We start from the raw sequence: 24,344 nt of genomic DNA, 5'->3' as shown, positions 1-24,344 counted from the left end.
CCGTTAGAATTTGTATTGTCTAATTTTTCTAAAGTAAATATTCTGTATTAGTTCGATGTATTATGGCTTTAGTTAATTAAGTAACCATCAAGTTAACTCAAGAAAGCCTTTGTAAGTTGTTTAAAGCAAACCCAATATCTCTATCACTAAATAAAGTTAACTTTCGCTGTGCCCATTTAGCGCCAGCAGGCCAGTTGGCTATGCCTTCTTTAATCGACTCTACTGTTCTATTACAGCCTTGCTTAGTAACAAGCCAATCGACTGTAGATAAAAGCTCTAGACCAAAAGGAGATTCAAAACCATTAATCACTTCAGTTGCTGCTTCTAATGCGGGTAAATATTCTTTAGCCTCAGTATTCAAATAAGTTGAAACTTTTTGTTTCTCTGATTCATTAAACCAAATCACATCTAACGGTTCGCAATCAGGAATTCGTTTGTCAGATTTTAAATAACTACCATCTAACGCATTTAATAAATGTTCTAGATTATTGGCATATGGGCCATAATAGTTAGCTTCAAACTTGAGTTTTAATTCATTCTTCAAGCCTGTATTTTCGATGGTTCTTTGTAAAAACCAAGCGAGCTTTTGAATTTCCAACAAACTACACTCCATGCCCAAAATCCAATAGCGCCTCACTAATTCTGCAACTAATGCTCTTGCTGGAGTGAGTTTTTTAACGCCTGCTTTTTTAGCCACATTTTGATATTTACTGGTAGGCTCAAACACAATAATGTTTGTAGTTTCAATATTTGATAATGCTTTTTCAATTTCCGCTTTAACATCAGGCCAAGACAACCCACCTTGTCCTGCGCCAAGTGGTGGTATGGCTATAGAGCTAACATTATTGGCTTCTAAAAAATGTCGAAGGTCGATTAAACCATCTTGTATCCATTCCATTTGAGATTTTGCACGCCAATGCTGCTTAGTCGGGAAGTTAACAATCCACTGAGGACCCATTAATTCGCCTGTTTCAGTAACAAACATTTTGCCAGTATTTACCTGTTTAGCTTTACAAGCGCTAGCATACTCTGCCATGTTTTTAGGAAAGCGCTCTTTGAACATTAATGCAATGCCTTTCCCCATAACCCCAACAGTATTCACGGTATTAACGAGTGCATCTACTTGTGCTTCGAGTAAATTACCTTGTGTATAAGTGATCATTAGAAGTACCATCCCGGACGTACAATAACGTCCAAATTCATATTGCGCTGTTGAATATGTTGTTTTAATTGTTGTTCAACTTGCGTGTTGTAACAAGCTATACCGACTAAAGCATTTATCGGACAATGCTGCTTTATCAGTGCTTCTGCTTGGTATCGTTCAAACTTGGCAGGGTCATTTAGATCCCTAGCAAAATTTCGCGTTTGTAGAATAGGCCAATCTATTTTGCCCAAGTGATTCAAATCAGAGTAAAAATTTGCCCACTGATAGTATGCATGCATGTCTGTATAGACAAAATCTAAGTTCAGTTGTTCAACTTTGTGTAACGATGATACCAAAATAACGATATCTTCGTTAGCCCTCTGTATAACACCTCGCCCCGACTTAATATTGAGTAACATGGGCGAGAAAGGGGTAAAGTAAAACGGTACATAGTCATTTAAAGAACCAAAGGGTGAAATAGGCACTGGATGAGTTGCTCGTTTCTGTATCAGTTCCGAACTACCTATTGCTTCCCAATTAGGTGATTGCGCCTGACTATTGCCACAAAAGCTATTGCCGCAATGTAAGCCGTTATCTAAAATCCACGGAACATTATTGCGATGCACAATACGCCATATCAGCGCTTTTTGTGGGTTAAGAGTTTGACTATAGTTATACAAATTACTCACCAACAAACATTTTAGAATTAATATTTACACGACAGCTAGCATTGTATTTAAGCACCATGGCATTAACTATCTTTTCTACCCGCTCATCTTTTACGTAAATACTAAAAAAGAAATGAGGAGGAACAGCTTTAGGTGATAAACATTCAGCCATACAGACTACTTTACACGCTCTATCATCATAATCTCTTTCTTCCATCAATTCCCAATCAATCGCTGAAAAGCCAGCATCATAATCTAAAATTTGATAACCCTCTTCAGCTAAAGGATGTGTAGGAACAATTCGAAAACCGCTTATTCTAGCGAAATTTCTATGAACAGTAACCAGCAAAAAATCTTTATCAGGATGAGTACGTTGCACGCCATAATCAAAAGGATTTTTGGCAAAAAAGTGAAAAGGTACAAAATTATCTAAACTATGATTTGCCCGTGAGTATAAAATTTCACCGTCAGCAATATCATTAAATTCATCATTGCTAAGTTCACACCTAGGTTTCAAACCATGTTGAAGAATTGATGCTAAATTCTCTAAATCGGTGAGGTGATATATTAAACTTCTGTCTCTAATCATTATTAATTCCTTTTATTTAATAGGGCAACCTTGTGCGGCCTGTGAGTAGCTGTTGCATCATGCCTTGTTTGATTTGGCGGGTTTTCTTCAGGCGCTGTTCAAGGGTTTGAATTTCGTTATCCATATCCGAGAGAATGGTTGCAATAGCGCTTTGTTCACCTGTATCTCGCGGCAATAAAATCGGTAGAGTTTTCAATAAACCTGCTGTATAGCTAAGCTGTTTTGTTCCTTGGCAATACGTCAGCGCTAATTCTTCACCGTTATAAACATACCAATGAAATAAAAATTTACTCGTTAGTTTTTTATTGGGGTAAATGGCCATGCATGATTGATTTGTGGCTGCTGGTTTACCAACAATACCGCAAGAGCCTCTCGTTCCAGCAGCTTCTAATCCTGTTATAGCCATTAGGAAAGTGCCTTCAGGGTGTACTTTTAAATTCGACTTTTTAATAGCATCATCACTAATCTTTTCAATAGTGTCATTAATAACACCATATTTAAGTTCACCACTGGTTATCCATCTATTTACTCCCTTATAAAAACTAGGGTTACCTCTAAATGGAGTTCCCCCACTAGAGAGTGAGTCAACAACATCATCAATTAAACAAACATCCCAATCTTCAGGAATTTCACCTAGTTCGCTGTGTTTTGTGCCTTTTCTCTTTCCTTCGTCATCGCCTTCTGTGTAAGTTGCAAATTGCGGTAAACGGGTTTTGCCTGTCAGCAGTTGTTGCATGGTGGCGGTTTTAATCGCTTGCTTTTTGTCGATTAGGTTTTCCAATTCCGTTAATAGCGCATCAACATCGGATAAAGCATTGGCAATGGCTGTTTGTTCTAACTCTGACGGTAAAGGTATTTTTATACCTTTTATTATTCCTGAGCTTAAGTTTTCTTGCCCACCAGAATTACTAAGCTCTCTAATTTCTTTATACATGTAGTTTAATGTGTGAAGTACGTACTCTTGGGCATTTTTTTTGTTTACTTCAATAGCTGCACAGGCTTGATTAATTGAAGCATTAATAGTTAACACGCCAGCTTTTCCACGAGTCTTACCTTGTCCGTACATTGCCATCAATATAGACCCAGCTTTGCACATTCTGGCAGATGAGTTATCTAGCCCTTTTGACGTGATAAACTCATTGGCATAGCTAATGTCACCACCTTTAATTAATGTGGTCGTAACCCAAGGTATATCTCCATCCCAATAGTCAGCTACTTTACGATTAGGAGTTCCTCCTGAGCTTACTGTTGCAAAATCGCCTATATTTTTTATTTTCCAATCTACAGGAATAACACCAACGTCTGTTTGCTTAAAACCTTCAGGTATTGCTTGTATTAAAGCACTCATACTGACCACTCCAAGCCCATTGCTTTTAAATGGCTTGCGACTTTATCGCTTAAGTCATTAACAGACTTTGTTAATGTTGGTAATGGCGTGCTGTAACGTTCTTCTAGCTCTTTAACACGGTTAGCCATTTGTTGGGTAACACGTTCAATTTCTGCCACAATATTAGCTTGTAATGTGGCTAACCACTTATCATCAACAATTAGGGTTTTGATGTCATCAATAGTGAGTTTTGGGTATTGGTTAAATACGGTTAAATCCAAAGCCTCTTGCGCTTCTTTGATTGCTTTTTTAGCGGCTGTTTCAGCGTTAAACAATTTGGTTGCTTGTTTAAGAGCTTTTTGCTCTTCCTGGATTTCCGCCTGCGCGGGAATGACGTTAATTTCCTTTAATCTGGCAGCAACGCTGGCTTTGGTGATTTTGTCTTTATCATTAAGTGCTTCAACCAATAAACCATCTTCACCACCATTTTCCTCGATATAATTATCAAGAGACTGTGTGGCTTCGTCTTGCTTAGCTTGTAGCGCATCAATCTTGTCTTGTTCATCAGAAAAATATCGGGCAACTATTAAGCTTGGTGGAATAAGTTCAGCTTTGTACTTTTTCTTATTGATGATTAAATCAGGCGTTTCTTTAAGTTTCTCTCCCTTTTTAGCAATTAACTCACGTAGAGTGTTACCTGCTTGCCAATCGTCTTGCATCAATACATAGACATCGTCTTGCATTATTTCAGCCCAGTAATCCATCAGAATTTGGTAAATATCGTATTTACTGAGTAGATCGCTATTGGCATAACTATTAAGTAAGTTTTCTGAAATATTAAAGATAAAGTCTTTTGGGTTGTCACCTACTGCTTTTTCTTTGCAAGTGAGGTCTTTTAGTTTTGCCTCTGGTATCCATTGTTTGAATGGCAATAAACTACGAGTAGCAAAGTCTTTAAACTCTTGATGAGCAAGAATGCAGCTTTTAACCGCACTGGCTTCAATCATACCGTGACTGTAACCGTCACGATCAGGCTTGAATAATGTAGCTCGAATGCTTGGGAATACTTGCCAGTAATGCTCAAGGGCATCGATATCACGGTTAGGAATACCGCCTTGCAGGTGCGCGCTTAAATCGTGTAAATCTTCTGGCTCAGATGAGTCGATATAACGTGGGATGTTGAGATTGAAATAGTTCTTGGCTATTTCGTCAAGTGGTACTAATCGGCTAAATCTATCTAACTCTAACCTTTTGTTAAATACATCAACAATTTTGTGAATATCTTGGCTGCGCAGGCGGTTTTTATTGCCATCTTTAATAAAGCCTTTGCTGGCATCAATCATAAAGATGGGGCGGCCAGTAACCGTTGGTAAATTTTCATCACCTTCTTCAAACTTAGACACAGCCTTTTGTGCATGTTCTTTGTCTATGATGATGATACAAGCTGGAATACCCGTACCGTAGAAGAGGTTAGCAGGTAAACCAATAATACCTTTGATGTAACCTTGTTTGATGAGGTTTTCACGAATGTTGGCTTCAGCATTGCCACGGAATAACACCCCGTGTGGCAAGATCACCGCACCTTTACCTGTGCTTTTTAAGCTTTTGATAATGTGCAGCAAGAAGGTGTAATCACCGTTTTTTTCAGGTGGAATTCCCCATGTAAATCTATTATATAAATCGTTCTCAGGGTTTAAGCCACTGGTCCAGTTTTTGTTGGAAAATGGCGGGTTGGCTACGGCAAAATCGAAGGTTTTTAGTTGACCATCTGCATCTTTCCATTGCGGCTCTGATAGTGTATTACCTTTGAAAATTTTTGCTGTGGTATTGTTATGCAATATCATGTTCATACGAGCAAGTGCGCTAGTCGCGTTATCCATTTCTTGACCGTAAATAGATAAACCACGAGGCGCTTCGTCACTGGCTTTTAGTAACAAAGAACCCGAACCAGATGTTGGATCATAGGCAGTAGCGTCTTGTGGTGTATCTTTGGTAATACCAACTACTTTTGCTAGGATTTGTGATACTTCTGATGGTGTATAGAACTGACCTTTTGATTTACCGGATTCGGTAGCAAAATGACGCATAAGGTATTCGTATGCATCGCCTAATAAGTCGTCGCCGCCAGCGCGGTTGGCGGATAAATCTAACCCTTGAAATATACCCACTAGCTTAGTGAGGCGGTCGATCATTTCTTTGCCTTTACCAAGCTTGTCTTCATCGTTGAAGTCGGCAACGTCAATTACGCCTTTAAGGTCGTTCTCTTCGGCAAGGGCTGCGATAATTTTATTCATTTTATCGCCAATTTCTTTATCGCCTTTGGCGGCAACCATGTCGCCATAGCTTGCGCCATTTGGCACAACAATCATGCCGTAAGGGTCGCCTTTGTATTTATCGCTGACGTACTTCATGAATAACATGGTAAGTACGTAGTCTTTGTATTGGCTGGCATCCATACCGCCTCGAAGCTCGTCACAGCTAGCCCATAATGATGAATAAAGTTCTGTTTTTTTAATTGCCATGGGAAATTTGGTTGATCCTTTTAAGTTAGCCGTATTAAAGCTGGTCAGTATTTAAACCTGCGGCTTTTAATCGCTGAGTAAGGTTACGCATTTTGGAAAATTCAGTACCGAAGCTTGGTTTAAGGCCAACGCCTTCACAAAATTCTTTCGCAGTAATATTTTTGAGATTATCAGCGTACTTAATCATTTGCAGGTGCATTTCAGTGGTGTACTGATTGCGTGGCGCTTCGTTTAATGCGTGCTTGATATTGTTGAAGATTGCTTGCTCGGTCATAAGTCGATTCTTCTATTTTTATGATGAATTATCTAATTTATATAAATTAGATAATTTAGCAAGGAGAAAGTTGTGAAATTTTATTAAAGGTTAAACTTATTTGGATCTCTTACTTATGCAAATATGCAACCTGTTATTTTCTTGGCAATGATGCTACTTCGAAAATATAAACTAGGCGCTGGCTATTAGTCAAAATGTCAAAGTCTCGTAAAATCTGCCCTGTTAAACATTAAACACTTATATACGCTTGATGTTAGCAATAGCTAATTCCATTTTATGTTTTGCTGAGGTGTTAGCTGAATGTACATAAATGATCGGAGGAATAAACCCTTGCGTATAAGCTGCTTCTTCAATCCAAAGCAGTACATCGTAACCTGTACCATGGTTATCATCACCTAAATCATGATCTAAACTTATTTCAGTCACAATATTTTGTTTAAGTAAAGCAATGGCTTCTTCTGGCCAATATACTCGATACCAACCTTTTGGCGTGGTTCTTTCGTCATCTAAATACACTTTCATAATTTATACCCATAGTGTCTTCCCCCGATAAAAACGCTCGTACCATCGTAGATAACGGGTTTTTATAAAATCTAAGCTTAGGCTTAATATCTCATTTGGCTTTTCTTCAAGAAATATCCAATTGATTTGTGCTTCAAGCTCGCGGATATTGCTAGCTTCTTGTTCGCTAATAAAAGAGATAATGTCATCTGAGAATTCATGACCGTGCTGTAATGCAAAGTGTCGGATTAGTTGCTTTTTTAAAGTGATACCAGGTTGTAAAATGGTGACGGATTTACAGTCATTTAATAAGCGTTTAATACTTGAACTTTGATGTTGCGATGAATCTTTTGGCAAGTCAGAAGTAAAAACGGTTAACTTTCCACCTTTTTTACGTGTTAATAATATCGCGTAAAGTACTTCTCTTATATGTGTTGATACGGAGAGCCTACGCATGATCGAACATGTCATCCCATCAAGTAGTAGGCAATCAATATTATTATAATATTCTATTAGTTGATTTAATGAATCGTTTTGCTGTGATTCTAATACTTTTAACATAAAGAAATGAGTGTGAATTTGTTTAATGCTCAAGTTTGATTCTTGTTCTACTAGCTTATTTCCTATGGCGTGTAATAAATGGGTATTGCCTAACCCTGTGCATGAAGATATCCATAGCCATTCTTTTTTTGTGATTTCTAGCGTTAAATTTAAGGCAGCTTGATAAGCTTTTTTATTTGACTCCCCAACGATAAATTTTTCAAAGGTAAGATTCTCTTTAATATTTGTTTGTTCGAATGTCATCGTTACAGCTAATTTTTATGTTATTTGTTGATAGAAATACTTTACTTGAAAGTGACGACAAACTTTGTCGCCACAGAGTGTAATAGTCATAATATCAATCAATAACAGTGAGCCCTTATGTCAAGTATTAATATTTCTGTATACCCTTTAGATAAAACCAGTCAAGCGACTTGCTTTCCGGTTACTGCAGAATTAAAAGAACTAGAGTGGAATTTTAACTATTGCGATACTGCTCAATTAACTACTGAGAAAAATAGCACCAAGGATTTAATAAAAAAAGAAGTACAAAACTGTGATTTACTTATACTTGTAGGTAACCTGAATTACCCGAGTACACAACGAAAAATAATGCAGTTTTTATCGGTTGCTAAACAATTAGGGGTATTAACAATAGTTTTTTCAATTGCCCCTATTATGTTGTTAAATTGGTCATCCAAATATTACGTCAAGTGTGATGCATATAAAGAAGATAGAGAAATAGGCACCTTGCAAGGCAACTTTGAAAAAACCTTATCTAAAACTGTGCTGATTCAATTACAAAGTGGCTTATCTGATATTGACGCTATTGATTATGATGTGAATGATTTTTATGACGATGTTTCACCTGTTTATCAGTTAGATTTTTCAAATGATAAAAGACAAAATGAGAGTGAAATATTAGCAGGTTTTTATGCACGTTTTAATAACACTAACCTTACGAATATAGACTCAACACCATTAATTAACCATTATTTTAAAAAGTTTAGTTCTTTGTCTACTTCGTTGGTATTAGCAATTAAAGCGTTGCTAGACCCTCTAACAAAACAAGGACCTATAGGCATTGATTTTGCTGACTATCGTTTAGCTTTTGAGCGTAAAGGTCTCTACCAAACAAAGCTTTTTACTCAAGAGCTATTACTCGCATCGAAAGAAAATAATGAGCGTTGGTTTCAAGCAAGTACGGTGGTAGTGACTATCTTTTTAAAAGCAAACGATGCAATTAAAGTGTTTAATGAAACGTCATTAGTTATTAGTAATATGCTTGAAAAGCATGATGTGCTTTGGTTATTCACGGCCGTGATTGAGGAGCATTGCTTTGATAATCCTGTCATTTCAATAACATATAAACCTTAGTTATTGTTTTTTTTCATATAGTTTTGCAGCGGCACTAAGTCTTTCTTGCATAGCATTTCGTAAACTATGTGGTTTTAATACCTCAACGTAATTAGCTAAGCCTAATAACCATGTTTCAAAATCATAGTTCATGGTTAGGCTCGCTTTTACTAACAACTTATCACCATCAACGGTTGGGTAAGGGGTGTTTTTTTGGTTTTCAGTGATTGGCGTTTCTAAAACAAGTTCAGCAGCAAAGCCTGAGAATATCCCTTCAAATGCAATAGGCTCGTCAGCAAAAGCGACCCCCGTTGTGCCGTTTAAAACATAATGCTTAAGGGAAAAGTCGGTAGGATAATCGAAGTTCTCGGTCGACATGTTGCAAGATATTATGCGATTCATGGCAAGCATTCTAATATCACTATAACCTTGATATTGCACAATTAAATATTGAATATGGGCTCTAACAACTAAACCTAGTGGTTGAACGGTGGCGTTACTTAACTCTCCACTTTTGTTTTTATACTCCAATAATAAAATATTTTCAGTTAACAGTGCGTCATATACACAACATCGCACTTCGTTATCTATTTTAGCGGGTATTAAGGGTTGGCCTTTGTTTTCAATATAAACTTTATCTAACCAGGTTTTTAATTTGTTGTGGTAACTGAGCTTATTTAATATTCGTGTAGATTTTTCAAAGGTGCGGGTTAAATAAGGCGATAACACATTAGGCATAATCGGTTGAATGAATTGTTCAATAATAGCGAAGCATAAAGCATCAGAAGGTGAAAGCTGGGCAGTTAAATACATTGAGTCTTTGACAAGAGACCACTTTAACCCTTCAGGGCTATCGCCTGATTCAGTAATACTGTATTGCTCAAGCTGTTTTAAATCACGCTGTAAGTTACGTGTAATATTTTTGACATCACTATCTTTGTATTCATGTTGATTTGACAACTTTTCAACCAGTTGCTTTACAGTTGAAAACTTAGGATAAACGGGGAGTAACTCAAGTAGTTCAAGATGTCGAATATTTAATTTTAAATTCATGAAGAGCCTAAACTGGTAATATAATATTTATTAACATAACAATATTATATTACTTGCTAGTTATTGAAACACCTAAAGATCATTGCTTTTTATCTTCGCGCTTAATGACATACGTTGTTTTATTAAGGTTTTAAACCTCTTGAGTATATAAGTCACGTTTACAATTAAAGGACTATTTTTTAACTCAAGTTTTTAACTAGAGCAAAATAACGTCTTAAAATAATAATTTGTCTATTTCTATAAGTGCATCTAAAGCTGACATTTTTAATGGTATTTGTCCTTTTGATATATCGCACTGAAAGGGGTTAATACGAATTAAATTCTTAGCATTGTGTAAGCAGGCAGTACGCACAGTAGAAATCTCTGTACCTGCTCCTATTTCAATAGCAACTATGTTTTTTCCCCAATGAGTATCAAGCCAGTCATAAAAGTTTTGATTTTGTTGCCTTGCTCTACCACTTACCCACCACTGATCATTAAACATCATTATGTTTGGTCTAGCTATGCCTCCACAATTTGGACAGTGCGGGTAATGTCCCTCAATTGAAATATTTAGGTTGTTAATTTTAAAAGGAAGCCTTGTTATCTTCCAAATATCATCACAACAACTATAAGAACACTGTAGATGATTTATGCTGCCATGACGTTCAATAACTTGGTTGTTATTAAACCCTGATTTTTGAAAGTGGCCATCAACATTACTTGTGAACACGAAAGTAGGTTTTGATAGGGATAGCCTCTTAAGGATATCAAATCCGTCATGGGGTGCTGTGTTTTTATATAAATTAAATCTGTGTCCATAAAACCACCAAACCAGTTCTGGCTCAACCAAAAACAAGTCACTACTTGCCATTTCTTGGAAAGATTTATTTAAGTGCTTTAGTTGAGGATAGGTATTCCAAAAGCCTTGTTTACCTCGAAAATCAGGTAAGCCCGAGTCGACCCCCATCCCAGCTCCTGCGCCAATTAAAATAGCATCCGCATCGCTTATAAGCTTTGCTGCTGCTTCAATGTTTTCTCTCATGTAATACCTCATGATTTATTATTGATTAACCAAGTTGTTCACTTTGTTATTGAATACATCGATAGCATATTGATGATTAGCGACAAAGTTTGTCGCTATTTAGGTTATATTGTTGTAAGGATTTAAATATAATCAGGTTACAGAGAGCATGTAATTATTCATTCAGTTTTAACAGTTACTACGAGCAATTTATAAGATAAGTAACGCTTTTTAGTGCCGATTTTATTGTCGCTGTACAGGCGTTATTACAAGCTCTGCGAATACTTTAATAATTTTTAATCCAAATCCTCTTTCACTACGTATAAATAACAAAATCATCAATTGTTATTTAATATGCTGCTTAATCTTATTGGTTTTAATATTTCTTGGTTTGGCTTAATTATCCTAGGAAATATATTCATTCCCTTCGTCATTTGTTGGCTTGGAACACATTTGTATTATTCAGCACAACGTATTGCTGAAGTTAAATTAATCTTATGCATTACTTGTATAGGCATTTGTGTTGATTCAATTTGGCAACTTACCGGTGTTTTAATCTTTCCCAATGAATTAATTATTCCTTTATGGCTGATGATTTTATGGAGCGCTTTTGCGGCAACGGTTGCCCACAGTTTACAAATTTTATCGCGTTCAAAATACTTACAATTCGCTATTGGTTTTATTTTTCCACCAATGAGCTATATCGCAGGTACATCACTTTCATCCGTTGAGTTAGGGCATACACTTTTATTTACCTATTGTTTATTAGGTGTTGTTTGGGCTGTTTTGATGGTGCTTTTTTTTCATTTGAAAACCGTGTTTTTTAAGAAGGAAAGTCAACATGAGTAAATTTGTTATCAGTATTTTACTTTGTTTAGGACTAATCTCTTTTAATGTTTTTGGTAAAGACGAGAGTCAAACATATTTGCAAAAACTACCGGATGAGTTTGCTCAATTAAATGTTAAAGAAGTCGGTAGTGCGAAATTTTCAGTGTTATTTTGGGATATATACAACAGCACACTTTATACGCCTACAGGCGAATATTCCTATACCGAGAAAGCTAATAAACTTATTTTCAAAATTGAATATTTAAAAGATATTAGTTCGGCAGATTTAATTGAACGTACTGTTGAGCAATGGCAGCACCTTAATATACCAAAAGCACAATATTCAGCTTTTATACCGCGTTTGCAAGCCATTTGGCCAGACATTAGCGCAGGCGACTCTTTGGCGATGTTAGTAGAAAATAATACTGCTATTTTTTATTTTAATAACGATCAAATTGGTATGGTTGAACAACCAGAATTTTATCAACTGTTCTTAGATATTTGGCTATCGCCTAAAACCAGTCAAGCAAAGCTAAGATCACAACTATTAGGTGAGGCGTAATCATGAAAAACTCTTATAAAATGCTAATGTTTACTTTAATGACGTTATCACTGGCGGGTTGCAGTGCCAATATCGCAGACTATAGCAACACGACACCTGCTTTTGATATTAAAACATTTTTCACCGGAGAGTTCGTTGCCAATGGTATGGTGCAAGATTACACCAATAAAGTAACTCGACGTTTTTGTGTAGAATTATCTGGCACTTGGGACAATAACCAAGGAGAGCTCGCCGAGGTGTTTTATTTTCATGACGGTGAAATTAGTTATAGAACGTGGCAATTAACCAAATTACCTAACGATAAATACAGCGGCACTGCCGAAGATGTTATTGGTACCGCGTATGGGCAACAAAATGGTTATGCCTTTAATTGGCAATATACCCTCTCAGTACCTATTGACGGTACTACTTATAATTTAGCCATGGATGACTGGATGTATCAATTAGATGAAAACCGAGTGATGAATAAAACAACCATGTCTAAATTCGGCGTAGATGTTGCTGAAATAACTTTATTTTTTGATAAAAGCTCAACACAAACAAGCTGTTTGAATACTGCTGCTCATAGCGAACTTGCTGTCGGCTCAAAATAGGAGGAAATTATAATGAATACAGTTGAGACAAAACTACCGATTTTTCCATTGCCTGTTTTTTTATTACCTGAAGGGATCACTCGGCTAAGAATTTTTGAACAACGTTATTTAAAAATGGTTAAGCTTGCTAGCCAAGGGCAGGGCTTTGTTATTTGGTTAACGACTCAAGATAGCGAAAAACCATTAATAAAATGGGGAAGTTGGGTTGAAATTATTAACTTTGATCAAGGTGCTGACGGCGTATTAGAAATCGACGTAAAATGTAAATCCTTGGTTGAAATACTTTCTTTAGATAAAGATGCAGATAATCTGCATTTTGGTAAGGTCAGCAAAATACCGCATTGGTCGCAGCATAACAATATAATTACTGAAGCAACCAAACAAAGCTCCTTACATAAAAATTTACTAGAATCATTACATGCCGTGTTAGCGCAAGAGCAACACCTTAGTCAGCTTTATACCGATGAAAATAAGCAAGATACTCCTTGGGTTATCGCAAGATGGTTAGAGCTATTACCCGTTAATTTATCTGTTAAAAGTCGCTTTGTTGCTATCCATTCGTTTGAAGACGCGAAACACTTTGTCGAGTCGATAATTAACTAATCTTGTTTGGCCTATCAAGACAAAGTCTAAATTATTTAAAATGTTTGTGATCTTTATTAAATAGTTAGCCGTATATACCTATATATTTTCAACAGCTGTCGGTGATAAGGCAATGCAAACTAACTTGCTTAGCAAAGTGACAAGTGATAAATCTAGATACATGTCAGATAAAATTAATCATCCCGAACTTTGCCAGTGGCTTGATGCCGTAGCAACACAACGTAATAAACAAGCCTTTACTAACTTGTTTAAATTTTTTGCGCCTAAAATTCTCCGCATAGCTAAAACTAAATTTCCGAATGAAGCGCAAGCTAATGAAGTTGTGCAAGAAACAATGACCAATGTTTGGCGTAAAGCGCATTTATTTAATTCAGATAAAGGCGCAGCAACTACATGGGTTTATACAGTTATGCGTAATGTAACATTCGATATGTTGCGTAAAATTCAAGGTAATAAAGAAGATAACCTAAGTGATGATATTTGGCCAATGGCTGAAAGTATGAGCAGTGAAGAAGAAAGCTTTAATGATCATCTTGAAAATAAACAACTTCTATCGGTATTAGAAGAATTACCTGAAGCCCAGCAAGAAGTCGTTAAAGGCTTTTATTTTAGTGAAATGTCACAAGAGCAACTAGCGACACATCTTAATTTACCATTAGGCACAATCAAATCGCGTTTACGTTTAGCATTAGCAAAACTGAGAGCTCAACTAGGAGAAAATTCATGATCACCCATCACCCTAAATTTGAGTTAATACAGTTATTTGTGAATGGCCAATTGCCAGCGTCTCTATCTGCAGCTATCGCTATTCATGCGGATATGTGTCCTAAATGCCAACAGCAGATAGCACTATTAACAGAGCAAATGGCTGAAGTGAGCTTTGAAGAAGACTCTTTGCAAGCAGACCTAGAACAGAGCTTAACAACAGATAATGACTCAACAGCAGATTACTCAACTGATTTAACCGATGAAGAGACATTAGAGAGTTTGTCTATCGATGACATGGTTGACGCGATAACCATGTCAGATGAATTAGCACAAACAACAGTAGCAGCCGATAAAACGATTATTTATCAAAATGAAAATTACGTATTACCTAAGACATTATCAAGCATGACATTAGGTAAAAAAGCCACTATTGGTAAGCTTTCTCGTACCCGTATTCAACTTAATGAAAATGAAGTGCGTACTAGTTTATTGCAAATTGCACCGGGCGGTGGTGTACCTGAACATACACACAAAGGTTTTGAATTAACCTTGTTATTAGAAGGTTCTTTTCATGATGAAAAAGGTGAGTATGTAAAAGGTGATTTCATTATGTTAGATAGCTCTGTTCAGCATCATCCAATTTCTAAAGATGGTTGTTTATGTTACACAGTTGCCAATGATGCACTACACTTTACCCAAGGTATTAATAAGTTACTGAATCCAATTGGTGGTCTGATTTACTAACTCGTCTATGCACTTGCTCAGGTTCGTCATCCTTGAAGTGTGTTGTCGGGGACCCAGTTGTTAAAATGTCATGGTGCTTGGTCAGATGCTTCAAAGTAGACGTTTCAGCATTTACCTGTGTTAACTGAATAGGCTTAACTGAATAGGCATATTTATTAATATCGTACTATTTTAAGGAGACTTTGTGATTTATACAGTTGAAAAAGAAGATCTGAAAATCGGCGTAAGTGCTTGCTTAATTGGTGAAAAAGTACGTTATGATGGTGGCAGTAAAACATCTGATTTTTGTAACCTTGAGCTAGCTAACCACGTTGTTTTTAAATCCTTTTGCCCTGAAGTGGCTATTGGTTTACCTATTCCAAGACCGACCATACGTCAAATTAAAAAAAATGACATGATCACCGTGGCAAGACCCGATGGCAGTGGCGATGTTACCGAAGCCTTGCAAGCTTACGGTAAAAAAGTAGCCAGCATGACAAAAGATTTAAGTGGCTATATCTTTTGCGCGAAAAGCCCAAGTTGCGGCATGGAGCGGGTAAAAGTATTTAACCCCGAAGGTAATGCTTTACCGTCTAAGGGTGTTGGTTTATTTGCTCAAGAAATTATGGCGGCAAACCCATTGTTGCCATGTGAAGAAAATGGTCGTTTGATTGACCCTATTCTTCGTGAAAATTTTGTAGCGAGAGTTTATGCATACAAACACTGGCAAACAGTTGAAGCTTCTGGGCTAACAAAACATAAACTCACCACCTTTCACAGCCAATACAAATATACGGTGATGAGCCATGATCTTGTTGCCTATAAAAACTTAGGACAATTATTGGCAAGAGCTGACTTACCTCTAGCGGATATGGCGCAGCAATATATTGCTGGATTAATGGCGGCATTGACAATTATCGCCACGCGCAAAAAACACGCAAACACGCTTGCGCATATTCAAGGGTACTTTTCTAAGCACTTGCAAAGTGATGAAAGACAAGAGCTTTGTAAGCAGATTGACTCTTATAGAGAAGGGTTAATTCCACTATTTGTTCCGTTAACTTTGATAAATCATTACTTGCTGCGTTATCCGAAAGAATACTTAACTAAACAAGCCTATTTGTCTCCGTACCCTGACGAATTAAAACTACGCTATGCGTATTAAAGGTGTCTATTTTACTTTGGTTTCGTAATGACTTAAGAACACATGATAATCCCGCCCTACATCATTTTTTGAATAACAGTTCTTCAGAAAAGCCCCGTAAGGCGGTTTTTTTTATCTCTGAAAAACAGTGGCAATTACATGATTGGTCGCCGATTAAAATTGATTTTATTAAGCGTCATGCACAAGCGTTGGTAGCAGAGCTAGCGGCAATAAACATTGAACTGGAGTTAATTGAAGCACCGTATTTTACCGATCAAATCGCTTATTTAGCACAATATTGTCAACACCATAATATTGAGACGGTATACGCAAATAGTGAACTAGAGTTTAATGAACAACAGCGAGATCAAAATTGTGTCGCACAGGGGATTCCGTTAACACTTTTTGAAGCGGATGTTATCGTACCCAAAGGCAAAGTGCTCAATCAATCGGGTAGTATGTTTAAAGTATTCACGCCTTTTAAAAACGCTTGGTTAAAACAGGTTCGTCATGCGGGCTTTGATTATTTAGGCAAGATAACTGCGCCTTCTCTTCAAACTACATCTCAAAATAAAAAGTCCACAGAAACTGCCAGTTTATCTAGCACTTGGCCATTAGCGGCAAAATATGAAGCTGACGTTTTATCGACCTTCTTACAAGTTAAGTTAAGTCAATATGCAGACTTACGCGATATTCCCTCAGTAAAAGGCACCTCGGGTATTTCTCCTTATTTAGCCGCAGGCGTTATCAGCCCAAGGTATGTATTAACACTATTATTAAATCGTAATCCTGACTTATTACTTGCTACAGACAGTAAAGAATTTTCTTGGCTGAACGAGCTTATCTGGCGTGAGTTTTATCGAAACCTTATGTTTCATGAGCAAAGGCTTTGTAAACACTTTTGCTTTAAAGAAAAGTATCAACACATTAAATGGCCTAACAATCAGCAAGCTTTCAGTGCTTGGTGTCAAGGCAAAACAGGTTACCCGTTAGTAGACGCAGCCATGTTGCAACTTAAGCAAACTGGTTGGATGCATAACAGGCTTAGAATGGTAGTGGCGAGCTTTCTAACTAAACATTTATTAATAGATTGGCGCTTGGGTGAAAAGTATTTTATGCAGCACTTAATTGATGGTGATTTAGCTTCCAATAATGGCGGTTGGCAGTGGGCTGCAAGTACAGGTTGTGACGCGCAACCCTACTTTCGAATATTTAATCCGATAAGACAAAGTGAACGTTTTGATCCAAATGGTGAGTTCATACGTAAGTACTTACCAGAGCTGAAAAGTATTCCTGATAAACATATTCATTTTCCGCATAAATATATTGCGCAGAATAAGATGAATATTTATGTCCAACCCATTGTTGAACATAAAACAGCAAGACTTAACGCCCTCGCTTTTTATAAATAACTTAGCCATTCTAATTAAGTGATAAGAACACGGTGATTTACTTATGCAAACTAATACCAATAACAACATTAACGACCAGTTAAATCCGCTATCACCTGATTGGCTAATTAATTTTGTTGATATTTATCAAACACTGTCAGCGACAAATTTAAACTTACTCGAAACTATTTATCATCCTAGTATCACCTTTATTGATCCTATGCATAAAGTTGAAGGTATCAATAATTTAGTTAACTACTTTGAAAACCTTTATACCAACCTAAGCTGTTGTGATTTTGTTATTACTAACATTATTAACGAAGGTGATGAAGCTGCGATTTATTGGACTATGACTTATCAACACTCCAAGCTCAATAAAGGCGAGGCTGTGACTGTATTAGGTAGCTCTTATATTAAAGGTGCAGATGACAAAGTGATTTATCACCGAGACTATCTTGATTTAGGCTCGATGCTTTACGAGCAATTGCCTTTAATTGGTAAATTTATTAAATGGATCAAAGTAAAGGCGGCTAATTAATGACTATTAAAACCGTACTGATTACAGGTGCTACTTCAGGTATTGGTTTGTCGTTATTTAACCAATACGTCGCTCGTGGTGATAGGGTTATTGCTTGTGGCAGAGACGCGAATAAATTAGCGTTATTAGCTGCTGATGCATATAAAACCTATCAATTTGATATCAATAACAGTGATGAAATCAAACAAGCGCTTCAAGACTTAATGCAATTAGAGCCGCTAGATATTGTGATTCTTAACGCTGGCGACTGTCGATATATTGATAACGCGAAGCAATTTGACGGCAAGCTGTTTGCTGATCTCATTCATACTAATCTCGCTTCACTAGGTTGGTTACTACAATACACCATGCCGCATATTAGCAAAGGCGGGCAGCTTGTTTTTGTTAGCTCAAGCGCCACTATTTTACCGTTCCCGCGCAGTGAAGCTTATGGTGCATCAAAGGCAGGCATGGACTATTTAGCCAATAGCTTACGCATAGACTTGGCTAATGAAAATATTAAAGTCACGCTAGTTCATCCTGGTTTTGTCAAAACACCATTGACCGATAAAAACGATTTTAACATGCCATTTCTTATTACTAGCGAGCAAGCCGCAACAAGGATAATTGCTGGTGTCGATAAGGGTAAAGCGTATTTACACTTTCCTAAGAGATTAACCTACCTATTAAAATTTTTGTCATTACTACCTAAACCTATTTGGCAAAAAATGATCACTCACAATAATCCGCCACAAGATAAAGTATAAGGAAACAAATAGCATGAAGAATATCGCCATTATTGGCTCTGGCATTTCAGGGCTAACCGCCGCTTATTTGTTATCTAAAAAGCATAAAGTCACGGTTTATGAAAAAGACAATCGCATTGGCGGACATACTGCGACAGTTGATATTGAAAAAGACGGTGAAAAAATTGCTATAGATACCGGTTTTATAGTCTTTAATGACAAAACCTACCCTAATTATTTAGCGCTACTTGATGAAATAGGTATTGGTAAACAAGCAACAGAAATGAGCTTTTCGGTACATAATTGCCAAACAGGTATGGAATATAATGGTCATAATCTAAATACCTTATTCGCGCAAAGACGTAACTTATTCCGTCCAAAATTTTGGTTATTGGTTAAGGAAATATTACGTTTTAATAAACAGTGTAAAGCTATTTTTGAATCACAAAACTATCAAAGTGGTTTAACCCTCGGTCAGTTTTTAGCTGAGAATAACTTCAGTGATTATTTTGCGGAACATTATATTCTGCCAATGGGCGCCGCTATTTGGTCAAGTTCACTGGCACAAATGGGTGATTTTGAATTTAGATTCTTCGTGCAGTTTTTTCATAATCATGGCTTATTAAATATTGCCGACAGGCCGCAATGGTATGTTATTCCTAATGGTTCGCGTAGTTATTTGGCGCCGTTGTGTGAACCTTTTAAAGATCGCATTCATTTAGAGGCGAATATTAGTGGCATCACCCGAGAAAACAATAAAGTGCAACTGCACTTTAGCCATACCGAAGGTAACACACAGCCAAATACGGAAACTAAATATGAAGAGTTTGATGAAGTGGTTATTGCTTGTCATTCTGACCAAGCCTTAGCTTTATTAAACGATGCCAGTAATGATGAAAATACTATTTTATCGGCTATGCCTTACAGCGAAAACTCGGTAGTTTTACACACAGATAAACGCTTATTACCGAAAAGACAAAAAGCTTGGGCAAGTTGGAATTACCAGCTAAGCCAAGACCGACATAAAGCGGCAAGTGTTACTTACAACATGAATATTTTGCAAGGTCTGCAAAGTAAACATACTTTTTGTGTCACCTTAAATCAAAAAGATGAGATAGATCCCGCTAGCATTTTACGAGAATTTACTTATCACCATCCTATTTTTTCGGCGCAGTCGATTAAAGCACAAACCCAAAGAGATCGTATTTGCGGGATTAATCACACCCACTTTGCTGGCGCTTATTGGCACAATGGTTTTCATGAAGATGGGGTACGTAGTGCCGTTGAAGTCGCCAAACGCTTTGATTGTGTTTTAAGTAAATAAGTAAGCTTATGAGTAACAAAACATCTTTTAGCCATAGCAGTATTTATCTCGGTAATATCGTGCACCGACGTTTTAGTCCAAAGTCGCACAGCTTTGACTACTCGTTATATATGCTGGCGCTTGATTGTCATGATATTGAAAAGGCTAAAGAAAATGATAAAGGAAAAGGGCTTTTTGGCTTCTCATGGTTTCATCCTTTACGTTTTGTTGAAAAAGATTATCTTCGCGGTGAACCAAACGGATTAACGCAACGTATAAAAGATAAAGTCATGGCGTTAAAAGGTCATGATGATGTTCACCGCATTGTGATGTTGGTACAGGTTAGGTGTTTTGGTATTTATTTTAGTCCAGCAAATTTTTACTTTTGTTATGACCAAGATAATAACTGCACACAAATGCTTGCCGAAGTAAGTAATACGCCATGGAATGAACGGCATTATTACTTAGTTGATTTACTAAATGATAACGAAAAGGTGAATAAAAAAGTTTTCCAAGTATCACCCTTTATGGATTTAGATATGTCTTATTTTTGGCAAGTAAAACCGCCTAATGAGCATACCAGCAAAATGATGGTACATATTGAAAATAAACGGCTAAATACTGATAACGGCAAACTAGAAAAACTATTTGATGCAAGCTTAAGAATGCAGCGAAAAACATTCAGTCAGAAAAATCTACTGGCGGTTTGGTGCCAATTACCTGTTATGACCATTAAGGTTGTAGTTGGTATTTATTGGCAAGCATTACGGCTGTTCATCAAACGTATTCCGTTTATTGGTTATCAAAAAATAAGTTAATGACTTAAAACCAGTTAATTAAAAAATAGCTAATTAAAAGTAAGTAAGGTGGAGTTTACCATGGAACAAGTTGAACGAATGACAGAATTAAAAACAGCAAACTGGCTAGACAAACGCTGCAGAACAATTGTTCATGCTGTTTTTAAAAAACTCAGTTATGGTCAACTTGAAGTGGTAGAGGGAAGTAATCATCTTTTGTTTCCTGAAATTGTTAGCGAAAACAGTATTAAAGGCAAAATTCATATACATGATATGAGCCTTTATACCGACTTTGTAAAAGGTGGCAGTATTGGTGTATCAGAAGCTTTTATCGCAGGTAAATGGAGTAGCCCAAACCTAACTAACGTTATTAGAATTTTTGCCAAAGCCCAACAACAAACAGACAAGTTAGAATCTAATAAATCATGGTCGAATAAGATAAAAAATGCATTAAGTCATTGGAAAAACAGAAATACGCAATCAGGCTCTAAACGTAATATTCTCGCTCACTACGACTTAGGTAATGAGTTGTACACACGCTTTCTTGATCCTGAAATGATGTACTCTTCGGCAATATACCCTACAGAAGAGGCGACATTAGCAGAGGCACAACTCAATAAGTTAAAAACTATTTGTGAACGCTTGTCGTTAACTAGTGAAGATCATTTATTAGAAATAGGCACAGGTTGGGGCGGCTTAGCGATTTACGCAGCGAAACATTATGGTTGTAAAGTTACCACAACGACAATCTCTGATGCGCAATATGAGTATGCGCAAACTCGGGTTAAAGAATTAGGTTTAAGTCAGCAAATAACCTTATTAAAAGAAGACTATCGCGATCTAACGGGTAGCTTTGATAAAGTGGTTTCGGTAGAAATGATAGAAGCCGTTGGTTATGAATTTTTACCAAGTTTCTTTAAGCAATGTAACGACAGGTTAAAGCCTGGCGGTAAATTACTTATTCAAGCGATCACCATTGCCGACCAACGCTTTGATTATTACAAAAATAATGTCGACTTTATTCAAAAATATATTTTTCCAGGCGGATTTTTACCATCGGTAAATATATTAAGCCATAACATTACCGAACATACGGATTTAGTTATAGAAAACCTTGACGATATTGGACTAGATTATGCTAAAACGTTAAGCGATTGGCGTGACAGCTTTCTTTCTTCTTGGTCTGAATTGACCACCTTTGGATATGACGATACGTTTAAACGTTTATGGCTATATTACTTTGCTTATTGCGAAGGTGCATTTTTAGAACGTTCAACTAGCACTGTACATTTAGTCGCAAGAAAATAGTAGTCGCAAGTAAATAGCCGTGTAAAAAGAGAAGTGCAAAAAGAGCAGTGTAAAAGAAATTATTAGATTAAATAATATTAATAAATTATTTCAATAGGTTAAAACATCTTAGGTATATATTAATTCAGGTATATATTAATTCAGATGTATATTAATTAGGTATATATTAAAAAACGCCAGTCTGAGTGCTCAGTCTGGCGTTTTTTTAAAATATAGCTGTTACCAATCAAGATGCAGTGGTATTGCTCTATAACTTTTATAAACTAATTCGTTTAAGCCTTAGCCTTATATTTGCGCCAACTACCAAAACTTGAAATATTCTCACCTTGTGCTGCATAACCTTCAGCAATAAAGCCTGTTAACCAACGACCATCAGCCAATTCTACTTTTCCTATACCCAATGGTTGCGCAATACCAGCAACAAATGAACCGAACGATTCAATAGGTAAACGCCATACTTCTACTTCAAAGCTGCCCCCTTTTTCTTGATCAAATACACCGTTGCGTATCATCGCAGGGCGTTCTATTTCACCTGCTACAGAGAACATTTGATACTTGGCTGCCGATTGTGTTTTTTCAATTAATACCGCATTTCTATCGGTTAGTTGCCAATTTAATGCCATACCTGAAAGGTGTGCGCCACAAACTACTACGTCAATAAATGCGTCGCTTGCTGTCGATAGTTCTGTTTTTGGTAAAGTCCAACCGGTAGCACCTAAAGACAATTGCGCATTATCTTGAATGCGTTTCGCTAAGGTTAATAATTTTTGATCGGTAAAGGCATCGCTAAATAGGGTTACGCCAAACGGTAAGCCTTTAGAGGTGAACTTTGTTGGCACGGCTAAAGCAGCGTAGTCGAGTAAATTCATGAAGTTAGTGTAATAACCTAGTTGCGAGTTATACAGCATTGGCTCTTCGGCTATTTCAGCTAAGGTAAAGTGACGACCTGCGGTTGGTGTAACTAATACATCAACTTGATCAATTAATTTATCGGCAAGCTTCTTCAATGATTGTAAGCGGTATAGCGCGTAAAAAGTGTCAACTGCGCTGTGCTTATCGCCTTGGCTGATAATAGTGCGAGTAACGTCCATCATTACTTCAGGTTGTTCTTCAAGAATGTCTTGTGTTGCAATGTAGCGCTCTGCTACCCAAGGTCCTTCGTATAATAATTTTGCTGCATCAAGTAATGGGGTGAAGTCTAACTCAACTTTAGTGCCACCTAATTTTTCTAATGCGGTAACAGCTTGCAGGAAAGCTCGCTCGTATGAATCACAACCGAAAAAGGCTAGTTGTTCTGGCAGAGGAATGGCAAAAGTAAATTTGTCATTTAATTTCACAGGTTTGGTGTTTGCGGAAATATTTTCTCTAGCGTAGCGATCTTCTTCATCGTATTTGGCGGCTACTTGAAATACGGTATTCGCATCATCAGCAGTTAACGCAAAAATACTCACACAATCTAAGCTTCTGCAAGCTGGTACTACGCCTGATGTTGATAACAAACCTTTACTTGGTTTTAAACCCACTAAGTTATTAAAACACGCTGGAACACGACCGGAGCCTGCGGTATCTGTTCCTAATGCAAAGCTCACTACACCGCTTGCTGTTGCAACGGCTGAGCCTGAACTTGAACCACCAGAGATATATTCAGGGTTAAAGCTATTTGGTGTTGCGCCATAAGGAGAGCGTGTTCCTACTAAGCCCGTAGCAAATTGGTCTAAGTTGGTTTTACCTAGTGGAATTGCACCTGCGGCAATTAATTCTTTAACTACAAATGCCGACTCTTTTGGTGTGTAAGCAAATTCAGCACAGGCGGCTGTGGTTGGAATACCCGCTAAATCAATATTGTCTTTAATGGCAAATGGCACACCGTAAAGTGGGTGTGTTTCAGGTGACATATTTTTTAAGTTGTCTAAATACGGCGCTATTTCCGCTTCTGTTAATAAGTGAATCCACACCGCCGTTAAGGATTCAGCTTCAATAAGTAATGATTTAATTAATTGCTCAGGGCTTGTTTCGCCTGACGCGTAAGCTTGTTGTAAGGTGCTAATACTTAAGTTGATGTCTTGCTTAATATTTGCGGTCATGGTTAATTCCTTAATTTTTCTAATCTGTTTATTACTGGCCTAGTACCTAAAGCCTAGGCT

Annotated in this window: 25 protein-coding genes; 14 read left to right on the top strand and 11 right to left on the bottom strand. The window is 37.0% G+C overall.

Features of this window, described 5'->3' with window-relative positions; translation table 11 throughout:
- Positions 1-97: 97 nt before the first annotated feature.
- The 8 genes from KO502_RS15745 to KO502_RS15710 all read right to left on the bottom strand — a co-directional run bounded on the left by KO502_RS15745 (position 98) and on the right by KO502_RS15710 (position 7,829).
- Positions 98-1,162 carry a macro domain-containing protein gene (locus KO502_RS15745; RefSeq protein WP_216023526.1) on the bottom strand — a complete coding sequence of 355 codons (1,065 nt, stop codon included), beginning with the start codon at positions 1,160-1,162 and terminating at the stop codon, positions 98-100.
- A complete protein-coding gene (locus KO502_RS15740) occupies positions 1,162-1,833 on the bottom strand; it encodes a DUF4433 domain-containing protein (RefSeq protein ID WP_354668343.1) in 672 nt (223 codons plus the stop codon). The genes KO502_RS15745 and KO502_RS15740 overlap by 1 nt, the downstream gene beginning before the upstream one ends.
- The gene (locus tag KO502_RS15735) at positions 1,826-2,401 is read right to left on the bottom strand and encodes a DarT ssDNA thymidine ADP-ribosyltransferase family protein (RefSeq protein WP_216023524.1); all 576 of its coding nucleotides are present in this window, start codon (positions 2,399-2,401) and stop codon (positions 1,826-1,828) included. Before KO502_RS15735 ends, KO502_RS15740 begins: the two co-directional genes overlap by 8 nt.
- 16 nt (positions 2,402-2,417) lie before the next feature.
- Positions 2,418-3,749, bottom strand: a complete 1,332-nt coding sequence (locus tag KO502_RS15730) for a restriction endonuclease subunit S (protein WP_216023523.1) — start codon at positions 3,747-3,749, stop codon at positions 2,418-2,420.
- Positions 3,746-6,250, bottom strand: a complete 2,505-nt coding sequence (locus KO502_RS15725; protein ID WP_216023522.1) for a class I SAM-dependent DNA methyltransferase — start codon at positions 6,248-6,250, stop codon at positions 3,746-3,748. Before KO502_RS15725 ends, KO502_RS15730 begins: the two co-directional genes overlap by 4 nt.
- A 34-nt stretch (positions 6,251-6,284) precedes the next feature.
- Positions 6,285-6,524 (bottom strand): transcription factor, encoded by a 240-nt coding sequence (locus tag KO502_RS15720; protein ID WP_216023521.1) that lies wholly within the window; start codon positions 6,522-6,524, stop codon positions 6,285-6,287.
- A gap of 237 nt (positions 6,525-6,761) precedes the next feature.
- Positions 6,762-7,046, bottom strand: a complete 285-nt coding sequence (locus KO502_RS15715; protein WP_216023520.1) for a cyclic-phosphate processing receiver domain-containing protein — start codon at positions 7,044-7,046, stop codon at positions 6,762-6,764.
- 3 nt (positions 7,047-7,049) lie between these two features.
- The gene (locus KO502_RS15710; RefSeq protein ID WP_216023519.1) at positions 7,050-7,829 is read right to left on the bottom strand and encodes a DnaA/Hda family protein; all 780 of its coding nucleotides are present in this window, start codon (positions 7,827-7,829) and stop codon (positions 7,050-7,052) included.
- 117 nt (positions 7,830-7,946) lie between these two features.
- On the opposite strand from KO502_RS15710, the gene KO502_RS15705 reads away from it, so the two are divergent.
- Positions 7,947-8,942, top strand: a complete 996-nt coding sequence (locus tag KO502_RS15705) for a hypothetical protein (protein ID WP_216023518.1) — start codon at positions 7,947-7,949, stop codon at positions 8,940-8,942.
- On the opposite strand, the gene KO502_RS15700 is transcribed toward KO502_RS15705, so the two are convergent.
- Both KO502_RS15700 and KO502_RS15695 read right to left on the bottom strand, forming a co-directional pair.
- Positions 8,943-9,974, bottom strand: a complete 1,032-nt coding sequence (locus KO502_RS15700) for a WYL domain-containing protein (protein WP_216023517.1) — start codon at positions 9,972-9,974, stop codon at positions 8,943-8,945.
- Between the two features lie 214 nt (positions 9,975-10,188).
- Complete coding sequence (locus KO502_RS15695) at positions 10,189-10,998, bottom strand: Sir2 family NAD-dependent protein deacetylase (protein WP_216023516.1); 810 nt, start codon at positions 10,996-10,998, stop codon at positions 10,189-10,191.
- Positions 10,999-11,331: 333 nt separating this feature from the next.
- Between KO502_RS15695 and KO502_RS15690 the strand changes: the two genes are divergently transcribed.
- The 13 genes from KO502_RS15690 (at position 11,332) to KO502_RS15630 (ending at position 22,200) form a co-directional block, all read left to right on the top strand.
- A complete protein-coding gene (locus tag KO502_RS15690) occupies positions 11,332-11,826 on the top strand; it encodes a DUF2878 domain-containing protein (RefSeq protein ID WP_216023515.1) in 495 nt (164 codons plus the stop codon).
- On the top strand, positions 11,819-12,367 hold the full coding sequence (locus tag KO502_RS15685) for a chalcone isomerase family protein (RefSeq protein WP_216023514.1): 549 nt from the start codon (positions 11,819-11,821) through the stop codon (positions 12,365-12,367). Before KO502_RS15690 ends, KO502_RS15685 begins: the two co-directional genes overlap by 8 nt.
- Before the next feature lie 2 nt (positions 12,368-12,369).
- A complete protein-coding gene (locus KO502_RS15680) occupies positions 12,370-12,960 on the top strand; it encodes a DUF3833 domain-containing protein (protein WP_252730800.1) in 591 nt (196 codons plus the stop codon).
- Between the two features lie 12 nt (positions 12,961-12,972).
- A complete protein-coding gene (locus KO502_RS15675; protein ID WP_216023513.1) occupies positions 12,973-13,563 on the top strand; it encodes an LON peptidase substrate-binding domain-containing protein in 591 nt (196 codons plus the stop codon).
- Positions 13,564-13,675: 112 nt separating this feature from the next.
- Positions 13,676-14,290 (top strand): sigma-70 family RNA polymerase sigma factor, encoded by a 615-nt coding sequence (locus KO502_RS15670; RefSeq protein ID WP_216023512.1) that lies wholly within the window; start codon positions 13,676-13,678, stop codon positions 14,288-14,290.
- Positions 14,287-15,015 carry a ChrR family anti-sigma-E factor gene (locus KO502_RS15665; RefSeq protein WP_216023511.1) on the top strand — a complete coding sequence of 243 codons (729 nt, stop codon included), beginning with the start codon at positions 14,287-14,289 and terminating at the stop codon, positions 15,013-15,015. Before KO502_RS15670 ends, KO502_RS15665 begins: the two co-directional genes overlap by 4 nt.
- Positions 15,016-15,199: 184 nt before the next feature.
- On the top strand, positions 15,200-16,159 hold the full coding sequence (locus KO502_RS15660; RefSeq protein ID WP_216023510.1) for a DUF523 and DUF1722 domain-containing protein: 960 nt from the start codon (positions 15,200-15,202) through the stop codon (positions 16,157-16,159).
- A gap of 2 nt (positions 16,160-16,161) precedes the next feature.
- On the top strand, positions 16,162-17,550 hold the full coding sequence (gene phrB, locus KO502_RS15655; protein ID WP_216023509.1) for a deoxyribodipyrimidine photo-lyase: 1,389 nt from the start codon (positions 16,162-16,164) through the stop codon (positions 17,548-17,550).
- A 43-nt stretch (positions 17,551-17,593) separates the two neighbouring features.
- The gene (locus tag KO502_RS15650) at positions 17,594-18,067 is read left to right on the top strand and encodes a nuclear transport factor 2 family protein (protein ID WP_216023508.1); all 474 of its coding nucleotides are present in this window, start codon (positions 17,594-17,596) and stop codon (positions 18,065-18,067) included.
- Complete coding sequence (locus tag KO502_RS15645) at positions 18,067-18,813, top strand: SDR family NAD(P)-dependent oxidoreductase (protein WP_216023507.1); 747 nt, start codon at positions 18,067-18,069, stop codon at positions 18,811-18,813. The genes KO502_RS15650 and KO502_RS15645 overlap by 1 nt, the downstream gene beginning before the upstream one ends.
- A 13-nt stretch (positions 18,814-18,826) precedes the next feature.
- Positions 18,827-20,116, top strand: coding sequence for an FAD-dependent oxidoreductase (locus KO502_RS15640; protein WP_216023506.1), 1,290 nt, complete (start codon positions 18,827-18,829; stop codon positions 20,114-20,116).
- 8 nt (positions 20,117-20,124) lie between these two features.
- Positions 20,125-20,913 carry a DUF1365 domain-containing protein gene (locus KO502_RS15635; RefSeq protein WP_216023505.1) on the top strand — a complete coding sequence of 263 codons (789 nt, stop codon included), beginning with the start codon at positions 20,125-20,127 and terminating at the stop codon, positions 20,911-20,913.
- A gap of 60 nt (positions 20,914-20,973) precedes the next feature.
- Complete coding sequence (locus KO502_RS15630) at positions 20,974-22,200, top strand: cyclopropane-fatty-acyl-phospholipid synthase family protein (RefSeq protein ID WP_216023504.1); 1,227 nt, start codon at positions 20,974-20,976, stop codon at positions 22,198-22,200.
- A 272-nt stretch (positions 22,201-22,472) separates the two neighbouring features.
- On the opposite strand, the gene atzF is transcribed toward KO502_RS15630, so the two are convergent.
- Positions 22,473-24,284, bottom strand: a complete 1,812-nt coding sequence (atzF, locus tag KO502_RS15625; protein WP_216023503.1) for an allophanate hydrolase — start codon at positions 24,282-24,284, stop codon at positions 22,473-22,475.
- Positions 24,285-24,344: the final 60 nt, after the last annotated feature.

The organism is Colwellia sp. E2M01 (assembly GCF_018860585.1).
Taxonomy (GTDB): Bacteria; Pseudomonadota; Gammaproteobacteria; order Enterobacterales; family Alteromonadaceae; genus Colwellia.
This window is presented reverse-complemented; position numbering and strand designations above follow the sequence as displayed.